Origin of the sequence: Myroides sp. C6-3, from assembly GCF_050522425.1 — a bacterium.
In the GTDB taxonomy this organism is placed as follows: domain Bacteria; phylum Bacteroidota; class Bacteroidia; order Flavobacteriales; family Flavobacteriaceae; genus Flavobacterium.
The window spans coordinates 59,266-82,251 of the sequence record NZ_JBMVQP010000013.1; the positions used below are offsets into that span (position 1 = coordinate 59,266).

Sequence of the window (22,986 nt, forward strand, 5' to 3'; positions counted from 1 at the left end):
AACAAAAGTAATTTTTTTTACTGATAGAAAAAAAGATATTTTCTCTAGTTCTTTTTCCATGGTGCAATCAAATTATCAATTGCTCTCCTTTCTTTGCATAAAAAAAGCGTGTATGCTACACGCCTTTTTCTTATTTTTTATTTTGATACAACACCGGGTTTAATTCCTCGTCGTTGTACATCTTCATTTGCTTATACACTTTCATGTATTTATCTCCTTGTGCAATATCATTCAATAAATCGTCAATTGCCGTGGATAAATCTTGTTTTTGTTCTAACAAAACATCTAATTTTTCTTGACATTTTGCTCTGTGTTCAGGTGTTGCTTCCACTCTTGTTGCTTCTTCGCGCATGTGGTAAATTTTCAACGCCAAGATAGAGTAGCGATCGATGGCCCAAGCCGGACTTTCAGAGTTAATTTTAGCGTCTGCTTTTACTTGAACCTCTTTGTACTTATTCAAGAAATAACTATCGATGTACTCAACCATATCTGTTCTTTCTTGGTTTGAAGCATCAATTCTTCTCTTTAAAGCCAAAGCTGCTACGGGATCAATTTGCGGATCGCGAATAATATCTTCAAAATGCCATTGAACGGTATCAATCCAATTTTTTAGATACAATAAATGTTTGATATCATCTTTTGGATAAGGATTGCTAATTGGCTGATCTACATTATCATATTTATGATAGTCACGAATACTCTCTTCGAATATTGGAAAGGCTAATGCTGAAAACATATGAATAATTTTATTTACAAATATAGTTTTAATACTTTTATGGTACTAATTATACCGTTATGAAAATTCACTATATTTCTGAGGAGAATAGCATTTTAAATCATTTCTTAGCCCAGCTTCGCGATGTAAACATTCAAAAAGACAGCATGCGTTTTAGAAAAAACATCGAGCGCATAGGAGAAATTATGGCTTATGAACTGAGTAAAAAACTACCTTTTAAAGCGCTAGATGTACAAACTCCTTTGGGAATTAAGCACACCACCTGCATTGAAGACAACGTTGTGTTGTGTTCTATTTTGCGTGCGGGACTAGCTTTACACACCGGGTTTATGAACTTTTTTGACGACGCCGAAAATGGATTCGTTTCTGCCTATCGCCGTCATGGCAAACACGGAGAAGCGAGTGAAATCCTTGTCGAATATCAAGCTGCACCTTCGTTTCAAGATAAAATTTTAATTCTCATTGATCCCATGTTAGCCACAGGACAATCGCTTGTTGCCGTTATCAATAAGTTAATGAATGAAGAAAAACCAAAAGAACTGCATCTTGCAGTTGTGATTGCTGCTCCCGAGGGAATTCAGTATTTAGAAGAAAACCTTCCTGCTGATGTACACTTATGGGTTGCGACTTTAGATGAAAAATTAGACGATCACAACTACATCGTGCCAGGTTTAGGAGATGCGGGAGACCTTGCTTATGGCCAAAAATTATAAGATAAGTAATTGTACAAGGTAGAAAAACAAGCCAATACAAAAAATGCTGTACACATTGGCTTCCTTTCTCCATCTTTGTGGGATACTTTCAATGTAATTAGCACCTAAAATCGCTAATGGAAAGAAAGTAAATAACAAAAGTCCGTTCGATTTATCAGCAGATATCACATAAATTGCAGCACCTATGAGAAAGGAAAGTATAATTTTCTTGTAGGTGTTTTGCATATTATAGGGCCTGCTTTTGATGGCTAACGTTTGAGAAACAGCATACAAAAGTGCGATAGAGACAAATACGGCTAACGCAATATTTTGAAAAATATTTTCAAAATACATGAAGTCAAAACTAACTTGAACGCGTTCTGTCCACCAACTTAAAAAGTGTTGCTCTTCAATTAACAAATAGAGACTTAACAGGATCGAAGCACCGAAAAAAGCAATAATGGGAATGATCCAATTGCGATAATCCTTTGCTCCAAAAAATGCAATCGCATAAAATAATAAGATTAAATAAAGAATACTCCAGAAGTGAAATAAACTCGCAATACAAATCCACAACGAAGCGTCTAATAGCTTTTCCTTAGACTGCTTCAGGGAGTGTAGGGACAAAATACGTCGCAGTGCTAATAGTATAAAATAGCTGGCTATAATCACACGGACATTCTCAAAAGACGTAGGAAACACAAACAGAAAACTTGTAAAAATAAGGGGAACATACCCCGTATCATCAACTAATCGATTGCGTGAAACGATAAATTGTGAGACATACATCATGAGTAACAATAGCAATAAAACACATCCTCTTTTAAGAATTTCAAAGATGGTCCACTCAATACTAGAATCTAAACCAATAAATAAACTATAACCTATCACGATTAAAAGCGTAAGCATGATATAGTTAATCGGTCTAGTTTTACTAAAAATACTTGCTAACATGTATATATTTTATATTTTTGTAGTACTATTTGTTTTTTGGGTATTTTGTATTCTATACTAAGTATAGCAGAATTCAAATAATTTTATCTAATTTAAAAATAAAGGAAAATGACTTCATTTTTTAATGGTTTAGGATTCTTGTTTGAAAAGGTTCTTTTCATTCCTATGGATTTCTTTGCAAAACTAGAACTTGAGAACTGGTGGACTGCAAACATCATTACTTGGTTTTTCATCCTAGTTACTTGCTATTACTTTGTATTTTGGTTAAAACAATTACAAATTTTTAAAGCAAATGACGAGGATACTCAAGATACAACAGCCCACTCATTTCTAAAGTAGTTCCTATCTTAAAGATCGAAACCGATATCTTTACGATAATAAATCTTATCGAAATTTAGTTTATCTATGTTTTGATAAGATTTTTTTAATGCCTCATCGTAACTATTACCGTATGAAGTAACTGCTAAAACACGACCTCCATTCGTCACAACTTCATTGTCTTTTAGTGCTGTTCCTGCATGGAAAACAATAGAATCTTCTACTTGCTCCAATCCATGAATTACTTTGCCTTTTTCGTACTCTTCCGGATATCCTCCAGAAACTAACATAACAGTTGTAGCACTGCGAGGGTCTAACTCAATTGTTTTTGTAGCTAATTCTTCGTTGGCAATCGCTTGAAACAACTCCACTAAATCCGATTTTATTCTAGGCATAACAACTTCTGTTTCAGGGTCTCCCATACGCACATTATATTCAATAACGAATGGATCTTCTCCTACTTTGATGATGCCTATAAAAATAAATCCTTTATAATCTAATTGATCTTTCTTAATTCCTTCTACAGTAGGAATTACAATGCGATCTTCTATTTTTTTCAAGAAATCATCCGTTGCAAAAGGCACTGGAGAAACAGCTCCCATCCCTCCTGTATTCAATCCTTTATCACCTTCACCGATTCGCTTGTAATCTTTAGCAGTAGGCAATAATTGATAGGATTTACCATCTGTTAACACGAAACAACTTAATTCGATTCCCGATAAGAACTCCTCAATCACTACTTTTGAACTTGCATCTCCAAATTTAGCATCCACTAGCATATTCTCTAATTCGGTTTTTGCTTCCTCAAGGTTTTCTAAAATCACCACTCCTTTTCCTGCAGCTAATCCATCTGCTTTTAAAACATAAGGCGCTTTTACAGTTTCTAAGAACTTCTTTCCTTCTTCCACGGTGTCTTTTGTAAAGCTTTGATACGCTGCTGTAGGGATGTTGTGTTTCATTAAAAACGCTTTGGCAAAGTCTTTACTTCCTTCTAATTGCGCAGCCTTTTTTGAAGGGCCAATCACAGGAATATGCTGAATACTTGGATCTTGTTTAAAGAAGTCTACAATTCCCTTTACTAACGGATCTTCTGGTCCAACGACAACCAAGTCAATTTGATTGGCTATAACTGTTTGTTTTACAGCCTCAAAATCATTGGGATTGATCGCTATATTCTTCGCAATTTGAGCAGTTCCTGCGTTACCAGGAGCAACAAAAACGGCCTTACATTGTGGGCTTTGTAACATTTTCCATGTTAATGCATGCTCACGTCCACCTGAACCTAATAATAAAATATTCATTAATTGTGTTGTTTGTTATTAAGGCTCAAAAATAATTATAAAAAAACGAATAAAGAAAAAGTTCCTAAGAATAAGAGGAACAACTTACTAAAAAGATTTAATACGCTTTTTCTTCTCCTTTAAAAACATTGTAAACGGTGAGATAAATAATCTTCAAATCCAATAAAATAGACCAATTCTCAAGGTAGAATAAATCGTATTTAAAACGATTGATAATATCTCTGTCGTTTTCAATTTCACCGCGGTATCCATGAGTCTGAGCCATTCCTGTAATTCCGGGTTTTACTAAGTGTCTCAACATAAATCGGCTCACGCGTTTGGAGTACATTTTAGTATGTACTACCATATGAGGACGCGGTCCTACAATAGACATATCGCCAAGGAACACATTGATAAACTGAGGAAATTCATCCAAACTAGACTTGCGCAAGAAAGCACCTATTCGCGTTATGCGTTGATCATTTTTCGTTGCTTGTTGTTTGTCGCTAAGTTCGTTTATGTGCATCGATCTAAACTTATAGCACCAAAATTCTTCGTCGTTCAATCCCGTTCTTTTTTGCTTAAAAAAAACAGGTCCTTTAGACTCTCTTTTGATTAAGAAGGCGACCAAAGGAATCAGCCAAGACAAGATAAAGACAATTACTAAACTAGAAAACACCAAATCGAATAATCGCTTAAGTAATATGTTATACGGTTTGTCTAAGGGAATAACCCTTCTGGGAACAACGGGTATTAGGTCGTAGTATTCTACGGCAAAATTGTTGTTCAAAATATCTTTTTGTGTAGGGATATAATGAACGGTAATCATGCTGTTATCAGCAAACTCTAAAATAGCCAAGAAGTTCTTCTCTTTCGTTAGAGAAAACTGAATAAAAAGCTCATCCACCTCGTTTTCAGACAAGTATTTTTTCAAATCTTCTAAACTGTCGTCTTCAAGATTAAAAAAGTGGTTGTTTATGCGATAGCCCAAGTCCGTTCTTTTAAGCAATACTGATTTTAAATTATGGACTTCTTTTTCGCTACCTACTAACACAATATTTCTAAAGTTTCCGCCTAAAAATTTTCGGATGTATTTCAATAAAAAGAAAATAGTAAACTTAATGGTACAGATGATTACAAAAATAGAGATGCCATAACCAACGAGTTCATTGGCTTCGGCAAATCGATCTAAAATACCGTTGTAAGAAGCGACGAGTATAAATTGAAAGATAAATTGCTTGCATACCTTTTCTGCAACACGCACCGTTTTAGTGTGTCGATATACCTCATAATATCCACTTAATCCCGCAGCGATTAACCATCCAATTGACAAAATCAAATGAAATAAAATATGGCCTTCCGTCAGGCTTGAAAACCAAACCTGAGCCAATGCATTGATAATAATTAAATCAACACATGTAGTTAAAGGACGTATTAAATAAGAATACCTACCTGCTTTTTTACTCATTAATAGATGTAGTTTGAAAAATCTTTGTGTTCTTCTTTTGCTAAATCTTCTTTTGTAAAAGATTTAAAATAGGATAAGGTGCGATTCATTCCTTCCTTTCGATCAATTTTAGGCGACCATCCTAATATCGTTTTAGCTTTAGTTATATCAGGACAACGTTGTAAGGGGTCATTTATTGGTAAGTCCTTAAAAATTATTTTTTGCTCGCTATTTGTCAACTTAATAATTTCTTTGGCAAAATCTAAGATGGTGATTTCCTCAGGATTTCCAATATTAACAGGTAAATGGTAATCCGACAGTAGCAAACGGTATATTCCTTCTACTTGATCGTCTACATAGCAAAACGATCTTGTTTGAAGACCATCGCCAAAAACTGTTAGATCTTCTCCACGCAGAGCTTGACCAATAAAGGCAGGTATTACGCGTCCATCATTGAGACGCATGCGAGGGCCATAAGTATTAAAAATACGCACAATTCTCGTGTCTAACCCGTGAAAGGTATGGTAAGCCATGGTAATCGATTCTTGAAATCGCTTAGCTTCATCATAAACCCCTCTTGGTCCTATACTATTCACATTACCATAGTACTCCTCCGTCTGCGGATGAACCAGTGGGTCTCCATATACTTCAGAAGTAGAAGCAATCAAAATTCTTGCCTTTTTTTCTCTTGCCAACCCCAATAGATTGTGCGTTCCTAGCGATCCAACCTTGAGTGTTTGAATCGGAATTTTTAAATAGTCAATAGGACTTGCTGGTGAAGCAAAATGCAAAATATAATCTAGTTCTCCTGGCACGTGAACAAATTTAGTCACATCGTGGTGATAGAACTCAAAATACGCCTCTGCAAACAAATGTTCTATGTTTTTTAAGTCTCCCGTAATTAGATTATCCATCCCTATAACGTGAAATCCCTCTGCAAGAAAACGATCACATAAATGAGAACCCAAAAAACCTGCTGCACCTGTTATTAAAATACGTTTCATCCTATTTTTTATTTCAAACAAAGTTAAGGAACTTTCTCAATTCTCAGAATTAGTTCCTTAATGATTTTACAAATCCTAAATAAATAAACTAAATTTGTCTTTAAAAATTTAGACTGCTAATGCGAATTATCCATATTGTAGAATCTTTTGGTGGAGGTGTGTATTCTTATTTTAAGGATCTAGCTGTGTTTTTTAGTCAATATCCTGATATTGAAACTTATATTATATACAGCAACAAGCGAAAAGAAATTACGCAAGACCAGATTGACCAAGATTTCTCCCCTTCCATTCGATTAATTCCTATCGAAATGGAGAGAGAACTTAGGCCTATACAAGATATCCGCTCTACTTTTGCACTAAGACGCACCCTAAAGCAACTCCAACCCGATGTGATTCACTTGCACTCTTCTAAAGCGGGTGTAATTGGTCGATGGGCGTGTTTTATGCTTCAATTTAAACACAAGGTGTACTATACGCCACATGGATATTCTTTTTTGCGACAGGATATTTCTTCTACTAAGCAAAAACTCTTTTACAGCATTGAAAAGCTAACTCAACTTTTCTTTGGTGGAACGACGATTGCTTGTGGAGATACAGAATTTAAAATTGCCAAAAAAATTGGCCCTTCACTCCTGGTCCGAAACGGAATAGATTTATCTCATCTTAATCAACATTATATTGAGAAGGAGAATAGTAGTTCGCAATTAGTTATTGGAACAATTGGTCGAATATCGTATCAAAAAAATCCAAGTCTATTCAATGCGGTTGCCTTGCAGTTTCCACAACATCAATTTATATGGATTGGCGACGGAGAGCTACGCCATCTCCTCACGGCCCCCAATATTACCATATCGGGTTGGTTTACCAATAACACAGCGGTTTTCCCTTATTTGAATCAATTAGATCTCTATATGCAAACCTCCCTTTGGGAAGGACTACCAATTGCTGTCCTTGAAGCAATGGCTTTTAGAAAACCCATTATTGCCACAGATGTCATTGGCAATAACGACATTGTCGAACCTCAACACAATGGTTTCTTGTTTACAAAAGAAACGGATTTACTTCCGCTCTTAGCCCAATTAGAACATGAGGATTATCGAAAAAAAATGGGGCAACAAGCCTATGCGATTTGTCAAAGTAAATTTGACAAAAACAAAAACTTTGGTGAACTACTAGCTATCTATCAGGCTCAGTAACCTGCTGTGTCTTTCTGTTGTTGTTTGTAAAGCAATAAAATAAGTGTAAGTACAAAACCAAACAAATACACCCCTAATTGCCTGTTAAACAGATTCTCTACAAAACAAAAATTAAAAAGAGAACACGTTAGCGCTACAGGAATGAAAAAGCGTTTCACTTTTGCAAGGAGAGATCCAAATAAGAGAAGGAGTAAACCAACTCCTATTACACCTGTTAAGACATAGTATTCAATAAATTGATTGTGCGTATTAAACAAGGCTTCTAAGAAATAATCCCGCATCGGATTACCGTGCGTATTATCTTCATAGCACTGCGCTAGCTTATCGTCTAAAGTTTGAACTCTTCCTAGTCCATACAAAGGATTAAAGGTTTCTTCGGTAGTAAAAGAAAATGCGCATTTCCAAATTAATACGCGCGGTTCTTTTTGCTCTAACCTCCAAACTAAGTTATCTAACGTTGTTAATGAATTGAGTTCAAAACGCTCCTTCAACGTAGGAGTAAAAGTAAAAAGAAGAACTATCACCGAACTAAAGCCCAACAATCCAATGACTTTTTTAATCCCACTGGTTTTCATGTAAAAAATCCCATATAAAAGAGCAACAAGGATTAAAGAAACAATCTGTATGCGATTTCCAATAAAGGCTAAATAAGCGAAGAAAAACAAACTTAAAAGGATATAGAATACCTTATGTTTGTTTTGTCTACGCGATAAAAACAAACTGATTAAAATCCCAATATTCAACATAAAGCCTACATAAGGTCTGGCAACCACTAGTAGCGTATCGATATGTCCTCCTTTATTTATGGTAAAGTAATCAGTAGTTAGGTAGTATTGCAGTAAATTAAAGCTTCCTGTTACCACTAAAAGAAGCAAACAACTCAAATAGCAATACAGAATAATTCGAATGTCTTTGATCCAAAGCAAAATAGTAGAAGAAGCGAATAAAATAGCCAAGAAACCAAAGCGTTTTTCACTTAAATCAGCAAAAAGAGCACCGTGTATCAACTGAAAGCCAATCAGCGTTAAGAGTGTTCCATAAACAAACCGATTTTCTTTCCAATTGGTATATAGTTGCGCCTTATTTTCTTTAAAAGAAAAAAGAAAAAAAAGCAATAAGGCAACTAAAGCTAAATTGATAATTTTGAAATCAAACACTAAGAAACCAACATAGGTGACTAATAAAACGTGTTTAATGATTGTAATCCCTTTTTCTTTCATAACAATGGTACTTTCTCAATCAACTTTTCCCTAAAGAAACACAGCTAAACTACTGCTTATTTGTAAGTTTATATCCTATAGAAATAATAAATCTTCTTAAAAATTTCAAATTTGAAAAAAGATAAAAAAACACATATTCAACTACATTCAACAGCTTGTTTTGATACAGGTATTTAAAATTGGATAATTCTCCTCGCTGCATTTTATAGATATCTCCTGATAGACCTGAATCTCCAAAATCTCGCTTCATTGTTATACTACAGGACAGATTTTCAAAGAGGATAACCCCATAGTCTCCTTTGCTTAATAGATCGAAAAAAAAGCGATAATCTTCGGAGTGCTTTTGAGTAATATTAAACAAGACACCTTGTAAATGTTCTCTTTTAACCATCGACGAAGAGGTCAGAAAGTAGTTTTTAAAGCACAATTTTTTAAAGTTGATCTTCGCTACATGTGCTGTGCTTATTTCAGGCTTAAACGCGCCCTTCTCTCCACCAATGACAACTGCATCAGGATAGATTGTCAATACCTCAACTTGTTTGCTCAGCTTTTTTTTATGCCAAACATCATCAGAATCAAGAAAGGCAATCCATTCCCCTTTTGCGAGGGTTAATCCAACATTTCTTGCGACAGAAGGCCCTTGATTTTTTTGTGTTACAACGGTTATAGATACAGGCTTATTAGCATATTGCTCCTTGATCGCATACAGCATTTCTAAGGTTTGATCTTTAGACCCATCATCGATTAAAAGAACCTCAAAAGGAAGATAACTTTGACTAAAAACACTAGCTATGCATACATCAATAGTAGCACTGCAATTATAACAAGGAATTACTACTGAAATTTTCACCTCTTTCATCTTTTATTTTGGTATTCATCAATATTAATAAAAACGCATAGCTAATCCAGAAACCATATAGCATGTAATCGTCATTTTGTCCCCAATTTACGATTAACCCAACGAGAGTAATCAGCAATGTTTGAGCAAAAATACGCTTTGTACCTGAAGTTCTAGCAATTAAAACGACTGTTTCCTTGAGACTTGTTAATTGGAACCATACAAACAACAAAAAGCCAATTATTCCTGTTTCTGCCAATAATTTTGTGTAAACATTAAAGGCAGGTGGATACATGCGATCCTCTTCATTTAAATACATCTCACTAAACTCATAATTGTCTTTAACGGCCCACGTGGGGTAATATTTCATTTTGCTATACGTTTCTTGTCCTAAGCCAACACCATACAACGGAGAATCGCTAAAAACATGTAAAGAAGCTATCTGCATTCCTATTCTGCTTTTATTTGATATGCTGTTTCCCACCAATTGTTCTATACTTGTTTGTTGCATACGGTCAAGGAGACTACTTCCCTTTAGTGCAAACAGTAAAAGGAGTACGAGACCAAGACTTTTCAAAGCAAAAAACGCATTGTTGATTACAAAATATTGAACGGGCTTATATAGCAATAGGATAACTAAAAGCTGAGGTAGAATAGAAACCAAAGCTGATCGTGCACCACTGAAATACACTAAGAACAATACGAGAGCAAAAGGTATAAAACGCCATTTACTCTGATTCGTCAAGATATAGCTAAACATCCAACCTTGAATAAAAATAAGATATGTTCCCAACGCCGGAACCTCAAAAGAGACAGAATTCAACCGCGTTGTATTGTAAAATAAATGTCCATGAACAAAAGGCAGATAATCAAGTGCCCAAAAAAGAGATTCTAAACGATAGACTTCAAATCTCAAAATCAGTAGCTGCACTATCGCATAACCAAATACAAAGAGAAAGGACCAAAAAATAATTTTCCGCGTCATGAGAAAAATATTTTCTACTCTCATCCCTTTAAAGGCATTGTGAACCAATAACACTATGCCCACCCCAGCAAAAAGCAACATAAAGAAATTAACACCAAACATGTAAACTCCTGATTTTTGCTTGTAGAAATGTTGTACTATATCACTTAGATTGAGCAAGAAGGTTAAAACCGAAAAAGCCAAAAACAAAAAGAATATTTTGTACGATTTTGAAAAAATAGGTACCACTATTTTCTTTCTCAACAACAAAAAAGCAACCAATAAAAGTCCTATCGCTGGCAACCAAAAATAAGCGCTTCCTTCTTTCTTAAAAATGCTCAATATCTTATAGCCCTCCAAACTATTGAAAGGTAAGAAGAACAACCCTAAGGAGAATAGTGCTAAATACAGTTTACGAAAATCCATTGTCTGATTAATTTATTTTTCTCATTATCTCAATGAGTTTAGTTTGGTGCGCGATTGACAGCAACTGCACGAGTCCTTTGATCAACAACACTTGATTTTTTTGGATACACCAAGCGATTATTTTTTCAAATTTAGAGCGGTGCTGTACGTAATACTCATTCAAGTGCTGTGCAGCATACAAAACTGTCGGTTCGCACATAACACGATCTATAAACGCATTTTTTCCTGCTCTTTTCATTTTAGCTTTGGATAACCTAAAAAGTAAAAAACAAATGCTATACATGAATCTTGATGATTTAAAGGTACGTATTTGTGCTTCACTAAAATCTAAGCCATTCACTTTTTTATAGTCATAATTAAACTTTTGAACGAGTTGTTCCAAAGCATTGCTCCCCATAAAATCTCTAGTCACACTCGTTTCATTATCTAGATAGTAGTAACCTGAATACGCAATTTGGACTACGGCACTCATTGTAGTATAGACCTTGAGATTGAACATCCCATCCTCCTCTAGCGTTAAATTCTCATCGAATAAGATAGCCTTATCGATTAAAAAACTGCGTTTATATATTTTATTTACAACGGAGAGTAAATCTAAATTCTCCACTGTTAAATAGCGGGCTAATATTTCTTTAGCAAACGCTTCTTGGCTGTATATTCGATCGGATTCAAGCAGTGATTCCTTGTGTACAAAGCTTCCCTCTTTTTCAATTAGTAAACCACTGATAACCACATCAACTTCAGATGATGATCCTACTAATTGCTCATAAAAATCCTCTTTTACTATGTCATCTGCATCCACAAACCCGATATATTCTCCTTTAGCGGCCTTGATTCCTGTATTACGAGCCGAACTCACTCCTCCATTTTTTTTTGAAATGATTTGTATCCTAGGGTCTGAGAATGCACTTACAACCTCAAGGGTGTGATCGGTAGAACCATCGTCAACAACAATAATTTCAATAGCATTTAAACTTTGATTCAGGATCGCTATCAGTGTCTTTTCAATGAATTTTGCTCCATTGTAAACGGGAATAATAATACTAACTATTGGTGTTGTCATGATGTTTTTAAAAAGGGTTTAGCATAATACCACATTCCTAAGGCAAGCAGAGATTGCGCAATGGTACTGGCTATCGCTGTACCGACAAATCCCAACTGATAGGTTAATCCCACGCATAATAATACACTAGCGATTGAGGTATAAAAAAAGACTTTAAAAAATAGATTTTCTTTGTTGTTCGTTAACAAGACTAGCTTTCCAAACAGCTGATCTAAAAAAGAAAGCAGCGGGAACAATATCATAATTCGAAAGGCTAAAACGCTCTGTGTTGGTTGGCTGCCAAAAAGGATAGAGAAAATGAATTCTGAAAAGAGAAATAGAATTACAAGCCCCACGATATCAGCCAAAGCACCAAAACGAGCTAATTTCTTTATCTGTTGGATTGCCTTCGTTTTGTTTTCAAGCATCAATTTAGAGATATAGGGGTAAAATGCGTTGATAATCGGAGCTTGTAGGTTAGACACTGCGCGAATTACCTTCTCAGCTGTAGCGTAATATCCCACAGCAACATCATTCAACAAAAATCCCACAATCAATACATTGGCATTGGCAATTAACGCAATCTGAAACTCAGACAGAAAAAGATATTTCGCCTGACTCAGCTGTTCTTTTACTTGTTTAAAACCGCAAAAGGAAAATCGAATATTAAATTTTGATCTTACGACCCAAAGCGCCGATATTCCACTTAACAAAAAGCCGATAGATGTCAACAATGGCGCGTAATAATAATCGCTTTCTTGTTTGACTACAATGAAGATTAGAAGGGTACAGCTGGTCTTAAATATAACATTCAAATAAGTTATATATTTCATTTGCTGTAAGCCTTGAAAAAACCACACAGGAAATAGTGCTTGTCCAATAACCATGATATAAGTAAAGAGATATACTTCTAAATCCGCTCTAAACTTGGGTATAAGCATAACGGTAAGTAAAAAAACAACCGTGCTAATACAAAGCAAGAAAAGCTTTGTAGTCAATACTCTATTAAAAATAGTTTGAACAGCTTTCGTATCTCTGGATACAACCGAAACATCTCTTGTTGAAATTGTATTAAACCCATACTCCACCACAATTTGAAAAAAGGTTACGAATGCCAAAGCAAAACTTATCAAACCAAATTTTTCAACACCAACCACGCGAAGCAAGTAGGGAATCGTTAAAAAAGGCAAGAGTATATTTAAAACCTGTAATACCGTTAAGGACAGAAAATTGCCGATTAATACTTTAAAATTCTGTTCCTTAAAAAACATTTTGATCCGCTCCATAACAATCTGTTTATTCTAATACACTGTATTTTGGTCTTTTTGCTTTAGTTATATAATCTTCTGACTTAATTCGATTCACTTTCATTTCGATGCCTTCTTCCTGAAAAATGGAAACGGCAAAATCATACCACGAACAGCAGCGATCACCGCGATAATGATACAATCCAAAAGCTTTTTTCTCAACGAGGAGGGACATACAATATTGTACAACATCTACTGCATGGGTAGGACATCCTATTTGGTCGTCTACCACACTTATTTCAGAACGTGTTTGTGCCAAATTCAACATTGTTTTTCTGAAGTTATGACCAAAGACAGAATACACCCAAGAAGTTCGAATAATATAATGCTTACCTACTAAAGCTTGAATATATTGCTCTCCCTTTAATTTTGATGCACCGTAAACATTAATAGGATTTGGCGCATCTGTTACTTTATAGGGGGTATTTTGCTGACCATCAAATACAAAATCAGTAGAAACATGAAGCAATACTGTATCAAATTCCAAACATACCTCAGCCAAGTTTTTACATCCTTCAGCATTGACAAGGTACGCTGCTTCTACCTCCTCTTCCGCCTTTTCCACATTGGTATAAGCGGCTAAGTTAATACAATAGTCGGGTTGGAACTTCGAAAAGACAGCAACACAACTTGCTATCCTTGTGATATCCAAATCTTTACTCGATAAAAAAACAAAGTTAGCTTGCGGAAATTGAGGAGCGATAGTCTGTAGAGCTTGTCCCATTTGACCTGTTGCTCCAGTAACCAGAATTTGCATCATAATGGAGTTGTTTCTAGAAAAGAAGGCAGTAGCAAATCTTTATCTGAAATAAGATATTCTTGATCTAGTTCAGTCCAAGCAATGGCTAATGTAGGATCGCTATAAAGAATTCCATTTTCAGCTTCTTTGTTGTAATAATTATCACACTTATAAGCAAATATTGCCGTTTCACTCAGCACTAAAAACCCATGAGCAAAGCCCCTTGGAATAAATAACTGCTCTTGATTTACATCGTTTAAAATCAAGGTAAGATGCTGTCCATAACTAGGTGAATTTTTCCTTAGATCAACTACAACATCGAGAATTTCACCTTGAATAACGCGAACTAATTTTGCCTGTTGATAGGTTCCTTGCTGAAAGTGTAACCCACGTAAAGTGCCTTTTGTTGAAAATGATTGATTATCTTGTACAAAATCAACCTGTAATCCACTCACTCGTTCAAATAATTCGCGATTATAACTTTCAAAGAAAGAACCTCTATGATCGGTAAAAACCTTAGGTTTTACAACCAAACAACCGGAAAGTGCTGTAGTTCTTATTTCCATCTTATATGTTCTTTTTAGTATAATTTCTGTTGATCATAAAGACCCATTGACCCAGGAGAAACAAAACCAATCCTACAAGAGGAAATTGAATCTTTTTGCGAGATATCGAAATCAAACGCTCTCCTCTATTCTCGATAATTTTATCGGATTCACTTATTTCATATGCCTCAAATACAACAGAAGACGTTTGTGCTTGTATGGTTTTAATGGTTACTAACTCTTCTTCAAGTGCCTTCTTCTCCTTGAACACAGCAAGCAAATCTGTCGATGTTATTGTTTCTTTTTCTAATAGCTTATTTAGTTGCATCGTGAAGTGACCTATCTCTTCCTCTCTATTTTTTAAAAAGAGTTGGTGTAACTCTTTTGTTTTAGCAAAATGAGGAACGCGTTCTATTTTATCTACTAAATTATTCCAAAATAATTTAAAGTCAAATCCTTCTTTCGCTGTAACAACATACTTATAGTAATAAAAATCTGTCGCCAACAGGTTGAGCTTTGTTTTTGCCTCTTCAGCATGTGCCATTGAAATTGCGCCTGACGGTTCACTTTTAACATCATTCCTCTGATCAGCAAGCTCTTCTATCTTAAGGTCAACTAATCCCGCGTTTATCCATTGTTCATCTAGAAGATATTCTTCCATCCAAAGCTTGGCTACATCAATTGAGTTATAATTAAACACAATCGCAGTTTGCTTTCTTATTAGTCTATCGCCTTTTGTATCATTCTTCGACAAAACTAATGGTTCAGCTCCTTGTTTCTTATCCAAATAATAGCCTACACTAAAGCCTATACCTACAATTAATGTCAGATATATGCCATTCTTTTTTAAGTATTTCAATACTTTAAAAATACTGTTTTCTACAAAAAACTTCAAGTCAATTATATCCAATTCATTGTCGTGTTTGTTGCTATCTTTCATTTTTATTCTCTAAGGTTTTTACTTATAATCCTATAAAACTACTACATAATTCACAATAGTGTATCACTAGAAACAAAAAAGCACTCTATCAACTGTAGAGTGCGTCATTTGCAATCCTAAAATTACTACATTTTAAATATTTGTTCTAGTATTTTTATTGTAATCAAATACGTTGGTTTTACCCCTGTCGTACCCAATCCTCCAGAAGCCAAAGTACTTCCTGTTTCTAAAGGATTATCCGAAGCATAGTACGCATAGCGAACTTTTACGTTAGGATTAATGCTTTTGCGAATCTTTGAAGCAGATTGGATGGCTTTTTGATAGTGAGCCCCTTCCATCTCTAGTCCAATTACGCCCCAAGTAGAATCGTGGAAAAACTTCAACAAATCCTTATTTTGTAGAGAAGTTCCCAATACCGTAACCATGGTACCTCCTACTACCGGAATTCCGTTATTTTCAAACATATCAACGGTCAATTCATTGTCAAAAGGATAATTATCACCTGTTCCTTCGTTAATATGGGCAAATGGAATCATAATATCTCCTTTTCCCCCTTCTAAAATACCCGCTTTTCCCATAATGGAAACCGATTCAACATTGAGTTGAATCTGCTTTTTATAAGGCTTCAGCAATTCGTCTATCGTCTCATAGGCTTGTTCTCCAAACGCGTAATCCATCACGATAATCACAGGAGCTACTTCCCCTAGTTGAGCGTTTTTAAAGTTCGTATGCTCCAACTTAATCTGGGCTGTATCGAAAATTTGCACATCGATATTCGTTCCAGAATCGTCGGATAAGAAAATCATTCCCTCTTTTTCAGCACGTTCACGCACTAAGTTGCGCAAGGCTTTATTTTCGGGTTTACTCAACTCTTCGTATATTTCTGTTTCTTGGTCCACCTCCATTTCTCCTTTCATCACATAAGGAGCAAAGATAGAGTTCATCACACTGTGCATATTCGCACTAATAACGTGAATAGGGCGTTCTAAGAGTCCTTTTTCAACCAAAACACGCTTAATGCGATCTGACCAAATTTCTCCGTATATATGGTGTCCTAAACGCTCTCGCAATAGGGGACTAAACGTGATCGTTCGTTTGTTATTATCTACCTCTTCTTCGATTGCCAATTTTCCTAACCAATAAATGACATCCAAAAAGCGATCTGGATTTTCGGAACTGGCAAACTTCTCATATACAGCTAATACCTCCGCAAACGAGCGTCCTAATACATTAGCAAGATGAGAGATCGTTACTTCTTTATCCCTTAATTCCAACGGTTCTCTCTGCTTAGCAGCGAACTCTATTTTATTCCAATCGCGGGTTACTTTACCTTCTTCATCGATTAAAACTCTATTCTTAATCTTATGAGACTCAATAAAGATGAAAGTCAAATGCGTCAAAACATCATAAATATCAGAACGTCCTCGGGTAATTTCAATGTTCATCTGCTCTTCGTCTATGCGGTAACAGTTTCTTCTACGCTTTGGAGGTACAAGGGCTTGAAAGTGGGAAAAAGAATAACCTTCATCCGACGTTAAGTTGATATATCTACACTCTTCAATACCGATTGGCAATCGTTCGATAACATACAACAACCCGTCTAACTCTACCTTTTCTTCTGCGATAGTCCCATAGATTTCTGGGCGCAATTCAAGTAACGCCTCTCTTAACGTATCACCAGACACGCCCATGGGTTTATAGAAACCTCTGTTAAACAAATGACGCATGGTAATATAAATGCGCTCAATAGCGGCAGAAGAGACCTGTGCTCTTGTTCTTGAAATATTTTTAATCTCTCTCATAGTCTTCCAATTTTTTATTTCCTACTTATTCTATTTTCAGTTGATCGGCAATGATTCTATCATTGCTCAATCGCGGTAATTTATTTTGTCCGCCTAGTTTTCCTATGCTCTTCATATACTTTTGAAAGCCATCCTGCTCTACAGATCGAATCACTAGGGTACGCAATACCTTTCCGACAATTAAATCATCATAATATACATTTTGCTTGCGCAGGGCTTGATCGATTTTCAATGCAAATTCTTCCATATCCTCCGGAGCTTGTCCAAATTCGATAAACCATTCATGAAAAGGCAATCCATCTCCTGGCGTAATTTGAGGTGCGACAGTAAATTCATTGACCTCTACTGCAGTTCCTTCCATCGCTTGTTGTAAAGCCGTTTCTACTTCTTTGCCGATCACGTGTTCACCAAAAGCAGAAATAAAGTGCTTAATACGTCCTGAAACAACAATTCGATGTGGGTTGAGGTTAACAAATTGAACGGTATCACCAATATTATATCCCCATAACCCTGCATTGGTCGAAATAATCAAGACATAGTTAACGCCTACTTCTACTTCTCCGATGGTATAGCGTTTTGGATCTTCGGTAAAAAACTCCTCTACTTTAATAAATTCATAAAAAATCCCTGCGTTTAAAAGCAATAAAAGGCCCTTCTCTTTCTGTGAATCTTGGTAGGCAAAAAAACCTTCTGAAGCGGGAAACAATTCGATTGAGGGAACTTTTCTTCCGATTAACTGTTCAAATTTAGCGCGATAAGGTTCATAATTAACCCCTCCGTAAATAAATAAATTAAACTTCTTGAAAATTTCTCCCACTCCTTTTCCTTCTCTCGCTTTCAACCGTTCAAAATACATCTGCACCCAGCTGGGAATTCCAGAAATCACCGTCATATTCTCCTGTACGGTTTCTTCTACAATAGCGTCCACTTTCGTTTCCCAATCCTCAATACAGTTCGTCTCCCAACTTGGCAATCTATTTTTCTGTAAATAAGCAGGAACATAGTGTGCCACAATACCCGAGAGTCGACCTAGGTTAATTCCATTCTTTTGTTCAAGAATGGGACTTCCTTGTAAAAAAATCATCTTACCATCAACAAAATCAGCAATACCCGTTTCATGCACATAGGCTAAAATCGCATTTCGAGCAGCTTCAATGTGAAAGGGCATCGATTCTTTCGTCAAGGGAATATACTTCGCTCCTGAGGTTGTTCCAGAAGTTTTAGCAAAATAAAGTGGCTTTCCCTTCCACAATACATTTTCTTCTCCTTTTACCACGCGATCAACGTAGGGTTTTAGTCCCTCATAATCGCGAATAGGTACGTGTTGAGCAAACTGCTTCGCATCTTGAATAGTCTCGAATTGATGGTCTTTTCCAAAAGCGGTATACTTGGCTTGTGCTAGTAAATCCGCCAACACTTTAGCTTGTGTTTCTACAGGATTTTTAAGCCATTTCTGAGTTTTTTTATGGATAATCGAAGCAAATATTTTCGCTCCAAAAGATTTAATAGACATATTGTTTTTATTCTAAATCAATAAATAATTGAGCATCTAATGGATAATTGTCTTTCCACAATTCAAAATGCAGGTCCGGTTGACTTTGACTTACATTTTCTCTGTTCTCCTCTTGATTGTAGAGTCCCAAAACATCCCCCGCTTGTACGGTCTCATATTTACTCTTCGTAAGGGAGGACAAATGCTTGTACACCGAACTAACCCCTTCTTCATGCAATACAATAACTGTATAGCCATCGTTGATCGTCCAATCGACAAAAATTACAGTTCCTTTTGCCACTGATTTAACCATGGAATTCTTAGCCGCGGTGAAATCAATACCAAAATGAGAAGATTTTGGATCGTATTTTCGAACAATTGTACCTTCAATAGGAGAGAAAAGAACCATCGTAACCCTAGCTTCTGCATTTGTAAAAAGATTGTACTTATCTTCTAAACGCACATATTCTCGAAGTTCTAAATCCTTCTCACTCGGTGTAGTATGTTCAATTGTATTAATTGGTGTTTCCGTTTTTCTCAGGGAATCAACACTTGCTGAGGTAATCTCAATATCACCTAGTAACACGCGTTTAACCGCAGCAACATATTGTTCATTCTTTTTGATTTCCGTTTCTAATGAATCTACTTTTAAGGCTAAATCCACTGATTTTTGTTTCAACTCCGACGAAGAATAGCCCGGAATATATTCCTTTAAAGGCGTAACAATAAGTAAAATAACATTGGAAACAAGTAACAAAAAAACAATTGTTGTCGTTGCACCTACCACATTTAAGAGGTTTAGTTTAAATGAACTGATGTCTTCAAACGTTCGATCGTTCACTACCACCACTCTATATTTATCTAGAAGTCGTTTCTTCCATTTGTTCCATTGAAGTCCTTTCTTAGACATAAGCTACTTGTTTTCCACACAAATATAAACATTAAAAAAGTTGACTTCTTCTCTTTTTTGCTTTTATTCACATATTAAATTGGTCATAATGTTAATATTACCAATCAAAAAGTTAAATAATCGAATCCTTCAATAAACGGAATCAGTTTTTCTTCCTATATTTGTTTTTATTAAAATCTTCAAACAAAATAATATGAACTCATTACATATTTTTTTAGGAATGGTTGGACCATGGCAAATAATAATTATTGTTGCCTTAATTTTATTGTTATTTGGTGGTAAAAAAATTCCTGAATTGATGAAAGGATTAGGAACTGGAATCAAGGAATTCAAAGATGCTACTAAAGACGAAAATGCTCAACAGACATCTAAGAAAGATACGACTAAAGAAGACAACTCTAGAACAGAATAAATCCATTTAGATCTCGATATTTACATGCGTTATACTCAAAGTATAACGCATTTTTTATTGCATTTTTTTAAAAAAAATGCCCGTTGAAACAACGTTCAACAGGCACTTCACTTATAAAACATAATAAAAACACTACTTAACTTAACTTTTTCTTCAAAAAACCTTAGTTACATTTTCTTTTAAAATATAAACAAAGACTGTGCCAAAGTGTGTTTTTAAATTTAATATTATAGGATCATGGAGAGTTGTACTCGTTTTTTTACTTGATCAACATCAACGACTTTAACTTGAACATGCTGATGCAGTTTCACGACTTCATTTACATCAGAAACGAATCCTTCTTTGAGCTGTGAAATGTGTACCAAACCACTTTCTTTGATTCCCACATCCACAAAACAACCGAAGTTGGTAATGTTATTTACAATTCCAGGCAAAACTTGTCCAATTTTTAAATCCGCAAGTTGCTTTACTGCTGGGTCAAATTCAAAAACTTTAGCTGCCTTTCGCGGATCTAATCCAGGTTTTTCTAATTCTTTCAAGATATCCGTCAGCGCTAACACACCAATATCAGCAGTTTCATAGCGTTTTACCTCGATTTTACCAATAGCCTCTTTATTTGAAATTAACGCATCTACTGTTACATTTAGATCTTTCGCCATTTGCTGTACAACGGGATAGGCTTCGGGATGAACGGCAGAATCATCTAAAGGATTTATCGCATTCTTAATGCGAATGAAAGCAGCCGCTTGTTGATACGCCTTTTCTCCTAGACGCGGTACTTTTTTCAACCCTGTACGAGAAGTAAATGCACCATGCTCTGCTCTATATTGCACGATATTCTCTGCCATTTTTTCTCCAATACCCGAGACATAGCTCAACAGTGATTTACTTGCAGTATTGATGTTAATTCCCACTTTATTCACGCATTTCATTACGACAGCATCCAATTCGCTTTTCAGTAGCGTTTGATCGACATCGTGCTGATACTGTCCCACTCCAATTGATTTGGGATCAATTTTCACTAATTCAGCTAGTGGATCTGCTAATCGACGTCCTATTGAAACGGAACCTCTAACAGTTACATCGTAATTGGGAAATTCTTCTCTTGCTATTTTAGAGGCAGAGTACACAGAGGCACCTGCTTCGTTAACGATGAATACTTGTACAGGTTTATCAAAGGCTATCTTCTTAATAAAGAATTCCGTTTCTCTGGATGCCGTTCCATTTCCAATGGCTATAGCCTCAATGCGATACGAATTGACCATTGATCTCACCTTTTTCATCGCAATAACGCTGTCTTTTTGTGGTGGATGAGGGTAAATGGTTTCGTTGTACAACAAATTGCCGTTTTCATCTAAACACACAATTTTACACCCCGTTTTATACCCGGGATCAATCGCTAGGATACGCTTTTCTCCTAAAGGAGAAGCAAGGAGTAACTGTGCTAAATTATCGGAAAATACGGCAATGGAATTGGCGTCGGCCTTGGCCTTGGCCTCTCCTAATACCTCATTGGACAAAGCGGGTTCTAACAAGCGCTTATAACTATCTGCAATGGCTTTTTGTACATAAGGTACCGCATCTCCTTTGCCTTTAATTAGGGTTTGTTCGATAAACTGAATAGCATCTTCTTTAACCACACCAATATTCACGCGAATATACCCTTCTTTTTCAGCACGCAAAACGGCTAACAAACGATGAGCAGGCATTTTGTATAACGGTTCAGACCAGTCGAAGTATTGTTCAAACTTTTGTGCACCCTCCTCTTCCATTTTAGCTTTTACAACTTTAGTTCCCACAACAGCCTCGCGTTGAAACTTTCTTCTCAAGGCTTTGCGGATATGCAAATGCTCGTTAATCCATTCGGCAATGATATCACAAGCTCCTTGGATCGCTTTTTCTTCGTCTTCCACTTCTTTAGTAATATACTTTCGTGCAATCGATGCTATATCTGTTGCGTTTTGCGCCATAATTACCTTCGCTAATGGTTCCAATCCTAACGCTCTAGCGGTATCTGCTTTGGTTTTACGCGTCTTTTTATAGGGTAAATACAAATCCTCAATTTCAACTAAATCAAAGCTCTGTTCAATTTTTGTACGCAATTCAGCTGTTAACTTTCCTTGCTCTTCAATAGAAGCTAAAATCGACTCCTTGCGTTTGACAATTCCAACGTATAAATCGCGGTACTTGGCAATTTTTTCAATGGCCACTTCGTCTAAATTTCCAGTTCTATCTTTTCTATAGCGAGCAATAAAAGGGATGGTACAAGCTTCATCTAACAAGGCTAACGTGTTTTCAATGCTCTTAGTAGAAGCATCCAAGGCTTGTTGAATAAAATGAATCAACGTCATAATATATTATTTTAAGAATAGCTAAAATACTACCTTTGCGCCAATAAATAAATGAGATGAAGTTTTTATTCTTTTACATTTTCGCCATCAACTACATAACGTTCTCTATGTTCAAGATAGACAAGGAACGGGCGATCAAACACAAGAATAGGATCTCTGAAAAAAACCTACTTACGCTTTGCTTTTTGGGCGGTAGTGTAGGAGGGTGGCTGGCGATGAGACATCTGCGCCACAAAAACGCCAAACAAAGTTTTAAACTCAAGTTTTATGCGGTGTTTATTATTCAAGTTGTCTTGTTTTTTGCTTTGTTTAAGCGATAAGCAGGGGAGAGAACAACAAAAAAAGGCATTTACTTGCGTAAATACCTTTTT

General features: G+C 35.9%; 22 protein-coding genes. 5 read left to right on the plus strand and 17 right to left on the minus strand.

Going from position 1 to position 22,986, the window contains the following annotated elements; all coding sequences use genetic code 11:
• Positions 1-130: 130 nt before the first annotated feature.
• Positions 131-736 (minus strand): DUF4254 domain-containing protein, encoded by a 606-nt coding sequence (locus ACPDG9_RS07440; protein ID WP_430527128.1) that lies wholly within the window; start codon positions 734-736, stop codon positions 131-133.
• 59 nt (positions 737-795) lie between these two features.
• On the opposite strand from ACPDG9_RS07440, the gene upp reads away from it, so the two are divergent.
• Complete coding sequence (upp, locus tag ACPDG9_RS07445; protein ID WP_182647954.1) at positions 796-1,449, plus strand: uracil phosphoribosyltransferase; 654 nt, start codon at positions 796-798, stop codon at positions 1,447-1,449.
• Here the strand turns inward: upp and ACPDG9_RS07450 are convergent.
• On the minus strand, positions 1,444-2,382 hold the full coding sequence (locus ACPDG9_RS07450) for a DUF6427 family protein (RefSeq protein ID WP_430527129.1): 939 nt from the start codon (positions 2,380-2,382) through the stop codon (positions 1,444-1,446). The two genes, upp and ACPDG9_RS07450, sit on opposite strands and share 6 nt — an antisense overlap.
• A gap of 108 nt (positions 2,383-2,490) precedes the next feature.
• On the opposite strand from ACPDG9_RS07450, the gene ACPDG9_RS07455 reads away from it, so the two are divergent.
• Positions 2,491-2,721 (plus strand): DUF6341 family protein, encoded by a 231-nt coding sequence (locus tag ACPDG9_RS07455; protein ID WP_430527130.1) that lies wholly within the window; start codon positions 2,491-2,493, stop codon positions 2,719-2,721.
• 8 nt (positions 2,722-2,729) lie between these two features.
• On the opposite strand, the gene purD is transcribed toward ACPDG9_RS07455, so the two are convergent.
• The 3 genes from purD to ACPDG9_RS07470 all read right to left on the minus strand — a co-directional run bounded on the left by purD (position 2,730) and on the right by ACPDG9_RS07470 (position 6,431).
• Positions 2,730-4,001, minus strand: coding sequence for a phosphoribosylamine--glycine ligase (purD, locus tag ACPDG9_RS07460; protein WP_430527131.1), 1,272 nt, complete (start codon positions 3,999-4,001; stop codon positions 2,730-2,732).
• A gap of 97 nt (positions 4,002-4,098) precedes the next feature.
• A complete protein-coding gene (locus tag ACPDG9_RS07465) occupies positions 4,099-5,448 on the minus strand; it encodes an exopolysaccharide biosynthesis polyprenyl glycosylphosphotransferase (protein WP_430527132.1) in 1,350 nt (449 codons plus the stop codon).
• On the minus strand, positions 5,448-6,431 hold the full coding sequence (locus tag ACPDG9_RS07470) for a UDP-glucuronic acid decarboxylase family protein (protein ID WP_430527133.1): 984 nt from the start codon (positions 6,429-6,431) through the stop codon (positions 5,448-5,450). The genes ACPDG9_RS07465 and ACPDG9_RS07470 overlap by 1 nt, the downstream gene beginning before the upstream one ends.
• A 119-nt stretch (positions 6,432-6,550) precedes the next feature.
• On the opposite strand from ACPDG9_RS07470, the gene ACPDG9_RS07475 reads away from it, so the two are divergent.
• Positions 6,551-7,627: a glycosyltransferase gene (locus ACPDG9_RS07475; protein ID WP_430527134.1), complete on the plus strand. Its 1,077-nt coding sequence runs from the start codon at positions 6,551-6,553 to the stop codon at positions 7,625-7,627.
• Here the strand turns inward: ACPDG9_RS07475 and ACPDG9_RS07480 are convergent.
• From ACPDG9_RS07480 to ACPDG9_RS07530, 11 genes are all read right to left on the minus strand, one after another.
• Positions 7,621-8,847: an O-antigen ligase family protein gene (locus ACPDG9_RS07480; RefSeq protein WP_430527135.1), complete on the minus strand. Its 1,227-nt coding sequence runs from the start codon at positions 8,845-8,847 to the stop codon at positions 7,621-7,623. The two genes, ACPDG9_RS07475 and ACPDG9_RS07480, sit on opposite strands and share 7 nt — an antisense overlap.
• 49 nt (positions 8,848-8,896) lie before the next feature.
• Positions 8,897-9,706: a glycosyltransferase family 2 protein gene (locus ACPDG9_RS07485; protein ID WP_430527136.1), complete on the minus strand. Its 810-nt coding sequence runs from the start codon at positions 9,704-9,706 to the stop codon at positions 8,897-8,899.
• Positions 9,666-11,075, minus strand: coding sequence for an O-antigen ligase family protein (locus tag ACPDG9_RS07490; protein ID WP_430527137.1), 1,410 nt, complete (start codon positions 11,073-11,075; stop codon positions 9,666-9,668). The genes ACPDG9_RS07485 and ACPDG9_RS07490 overlap by 41 nt, the downstream gene beginning before the upstream one ends.
• Before the next feature lie 7 nt (positions 11,076-11,082).
• Complete coding sequence (locus ACPDG9_RS07495; protein ID WP_430527138.1) at positions 11,083-12,138, minus strand: glycosyltransferase family 2 protein; 1,056 nt, start codon at positions 12,136-12,138, stop codon at positions 11,083-11,085.
• Complete coding sequence (locus ACPDG9_RS07500) at positions 12,135-13,403, minus strand: flippase (protein WP_430527139.1); 1,269 nt, start codon at positions 13,401-13,403, stop codon at positions 12,135-12,137. The genes ACPDG9_RS07495 and ACPDG9_RS07500 overlap by 4 nt, the downstream gene beginning before the upstream one ends.
• A 10-nt stretch (positions 13,404-13,413) precedes the next feature.
• Positions 13,414-14,184 carry a dTDP-4-dehydrorhamnose reductase gene (gene rfbD, locus ACPDG9_RS07505; protein WP_430527140.1) on the minus strand — a complete coding sequence of 257 codons (771 nt, stop codon included), beginning with the start codon at positions 14,182-14,184 and terminating at the stop codon, positions 13,414-13,416.
• A complete protein-coding gene (rfbC, locus tag ACPDG9_RS07510; RefSeq protein ID WP_430527141.1) occupies positions 14,181-14,729 on the minus strand; it encodes a dTDP-4-dehydrorhamnose 3,5-epimerase in 549 nt (182 codons plus the stop codon). The genes rfbD and rfbC overlap by 4 nt, the downstream gene beginning before the upstream one ends.
• Position 14,730: 1 nt before the next feature.
• Positions 14,731-15,648 (minus strand): hypothetical protein, encoded by a 918-nt coding sequence (locus ACPDG9_RS07515; RefSeq protein ID WP_430527142.1) that lies wholly within the window; start codon positions 15,646-15,648, stop codon positions 14,731-14,733.
• A gap of 125 nt (positions 15,649-15,773) precedes the next feature.
• Positions 15,774-17,450: a DUF6909 family protein gene (locus ACPDG9_RS07520; protein ID WP_430527143.1), complete on the minus strand. Its 1,677-nt coding sequence runs from the start codon at positions 17,448-17,450 to the stop codon at positions 15,774-15,776.
• 25 nt (positions 17,451-17,475) lie between these two features.
• The gene (locus ACPDG9_RS07525; RefSeq protein WP_430527144.1) at positions 17,476-18,963 is read right to left on the minus strand and encodes a GH3 auxin-responsive promoter family protein; all 1,488 of its coding nucleotides are present in this window, start codon (positions 18,961-18,963) and stop codon (positions 17,476-17,478) included.
• A gap of 7 nt (positions 18,964-18,970) precedes the next feature.
• Positions 18,971-19,852, minus strand: a complete 882-nt coding sequence (locus ACPDG9_RS07530; RefSeq protein ID WP_430527145.1) for a murein hydrolase activator EnvC family protein — start codon at positions 19,850-19,852, stop codon at positions 18,971-18,973.
• Between the two features lie 193 nt (positions 19,853-20,045).
• Between ACPDG9_RS07530 and ACPDG9_RS07535 the strand changes: the two genes are divergently transcribed.
• Positions 20,046-20,264 (plus strand): twin-arginine translocase TatA/TatE family subunit, encoded by a 219-nt coding sequence (locus ACPDG9_RS07535; protein WP_430527146.1) that lies wholly within the window; start codon positions 20,046-20,048, stop codon positions 20,262-20,264.
• 227 nt (positions 20,265-20,491) lie between these two features.
• On the opposite strand, the gene ACPDG9_RS07540 is transcribed toward ACPDG9_RS07535, so the two are convergent.
• Positions 20,492-22,615, minus strand: coding sequence for a Tex family protein (locus tag ACPDG9_RS07540; RefSeq protein WP_430527147.1), 2,124 nt, complete (start codon positions 22,613-22,615; stop codon positions 20,492-20,494).
• Between the two features lie 56 nt (positions 22,616-22,671).
• On the opposite strand from ACPDG9_RS07540, the gene ACPDG9_RS07545 reads away from it, so the two are divergent.
• The gene (locus ACPDG9_RS07545) at positions 22,672-22,935 is read left to right on the plus strand and encodes a DUF1294 domain-containing protein (protein ID WP_430527148.1); all 264 of its coding nucleotides are present in this window, start codon (positions 22,672-22,674) and stop codon (positions 22,933-22,935) included.
• Positions 22,936-22,986 lie beyond the last annotated feature (51 nt).

What these genes read in the sequence shown, in the direction of transcription:
- purD (WP_430527131.1), bottom strand. Translation starts at nt 4,001, where the DNA reads ATGAATATTTTATTATTAGGTTCAGGTGGACGTGAGCATGCATTAACA.
- ACPDG9_RS07455 (WP_430527130.1), top strand. Translation starts at nt 2,491, where the DNA reads ATGACTTCATTTTTTAATGGTTTAGGATTCTTGTTTGAAAAGGTTCTT.
- rfbC (WP_430527141.1), bottom strand. Translation starts at nt 14,729, where the DNA reads ATGGAAATAAGAACTACAGCACTTTCCGGTTGTTTGGTTGTAAAACCT.
- ACPDG9_RS07540 (WP_430527147.1), bottom strand. Translation starts at nt 22,615, where the DNA reads ATGACGTTGATTCATTTTATTCAACAAGCCTTGGATGCTTCTACTAAG.
- ACPDG9_RS07485 (WP_430527136.1), bottom strand. Translation starts at nt 9,706, where the DNA reads ATGAAAGAGGTGAAAATTTCAGTAGTAATTCCTTGTTATAATTGCAGT.
- ACPDG9_RS07535 (WP_430527146.1), top strand. Translation starts at nt 20,046, where the DNA reads ATGAACTCATTACATATTTTTTTAGGAATGGTTGGACCATGGCAAATA.
- ACPDG9_RS07515 (WP_430527142.1), bottom strand. Translation starts at nt 15,648, where the DNA reads ATGAAAGATAGCAACAAACACGACAATGAATTGGATATAATTGACTTG.
- ACPDG9_RS07490 (WP_430527137.1), bottom strand. Translation starts at nt 11,075, where the DNA reads ATGGATTTTCGTAAACTGTATTTAGCACTATTCTCCTTAGGGTTGTTC.
- ACPDG9_RS07545 (WP_430527148.1), top strand. Translation starts at nt 22,672, where the DNA reads ATGAAGTTTTTATTCTTTTACATTTTCGCCATCAACTACATAACGTTC.
- rfbD (WP_430527140.1), bottom strand. Translation starts at nt 14,184, where the DNA reads ATGATGCAAATTCTGGTTACTGGAGCAACAGGTCAAATGGGACAAGCT.
- ACPDG9_RS07520 (WP_430527143.1), bottom strand. Translation starts at nt 17,450, where the DNA reads ATGAGAGAGATTAAAAATATTTCAAGAACAAGAGCACAGGTCTCTTCT.
- ACPDG9_RS07465 (WP_430527132.1), bottom strand. Translation starts at nt 5,448, where the DNA reads ATGAGTAAAAAAGCAGGTAGGTATTCTTATTTAATACGTCCTTTAACT.
- ACPDG9_RS07530 (WP_430527145.1), bottom strand. Translation starts at nt 19,852, where the DNA reads ATGTCTAAGAAAGGACTTCAATGGAACAAATGGAAGAAACGACTTCTA.
- ACPDG9_RS07500 (WP_430527139.1), bottom strand. Translation starts at nt 13,403, where the DNA reads ATGGAGCGGATCAAAATGTTTTTTAAGGAACAGAATTTTAAAGTATTA.
- ACPDG9_RS07450 (WP_430527129.1), bottom strand. Translation starts at nt 2,382, where the DNA reads ATGTTAGCAAGTATTTTTAGTAAAACTAGACCGATTAACTATATCATG.
- ACPDG9_RS07475 (WP_430527134.1), top strand. Translation starts at nt 6,551, where the DNA reads ATGCGAATTATCCATATTGTAGAATCTTTTGGTGGAGGTGTGTATTCT.
- ACPDG9_RS07525 (WP_430527144.1), bottom strand. Translation starts at nt 18,963, where the DNA reads ATGTCTATTAAATCTTTTGGAGCGAAAATATTTGCTTCGATTATCCAT.
- ACPDG9_RS07470 (WP_430527133.1), bottom strand. Translation starts at nt 6,431, where the DNA reads ATGAAACGTATTTTAATAACAGGTGCAGCAGGTTTTTTGGGTTCTCAT.
- ACPDG9_RS07480 (WP_430527135.1), bottom strand. Translation starts at nt 8,847, where the DNA reads ATGAAAGAAAAAGGGATTACAATCATTAAACACGTTTTATTAGTCACC.
- ACPDG9_RS07495 (WP_430527138.1), bottom strand. Translation starts at nt 12,138, where the DNA reads ATGACAACACCAATAGTTAGTATTATTATTCCCGTTTACAATGGAGCA.
- ACPDG9_RS07440 (WP_430527128.1), bottom strand. Translation starts at nt 736, where the DNA reads ATGTTTTCAGCATTAGCCTTTCCAATATTCGAAGAGAGTATTCGTGAC.
- upp (WP_182647954.1), top strand. Translation starts at nt 796, where the DNA reads ATGAAAATTCACTATATTTCTGAGGAGAATAGCATTTTAAATCATTTC.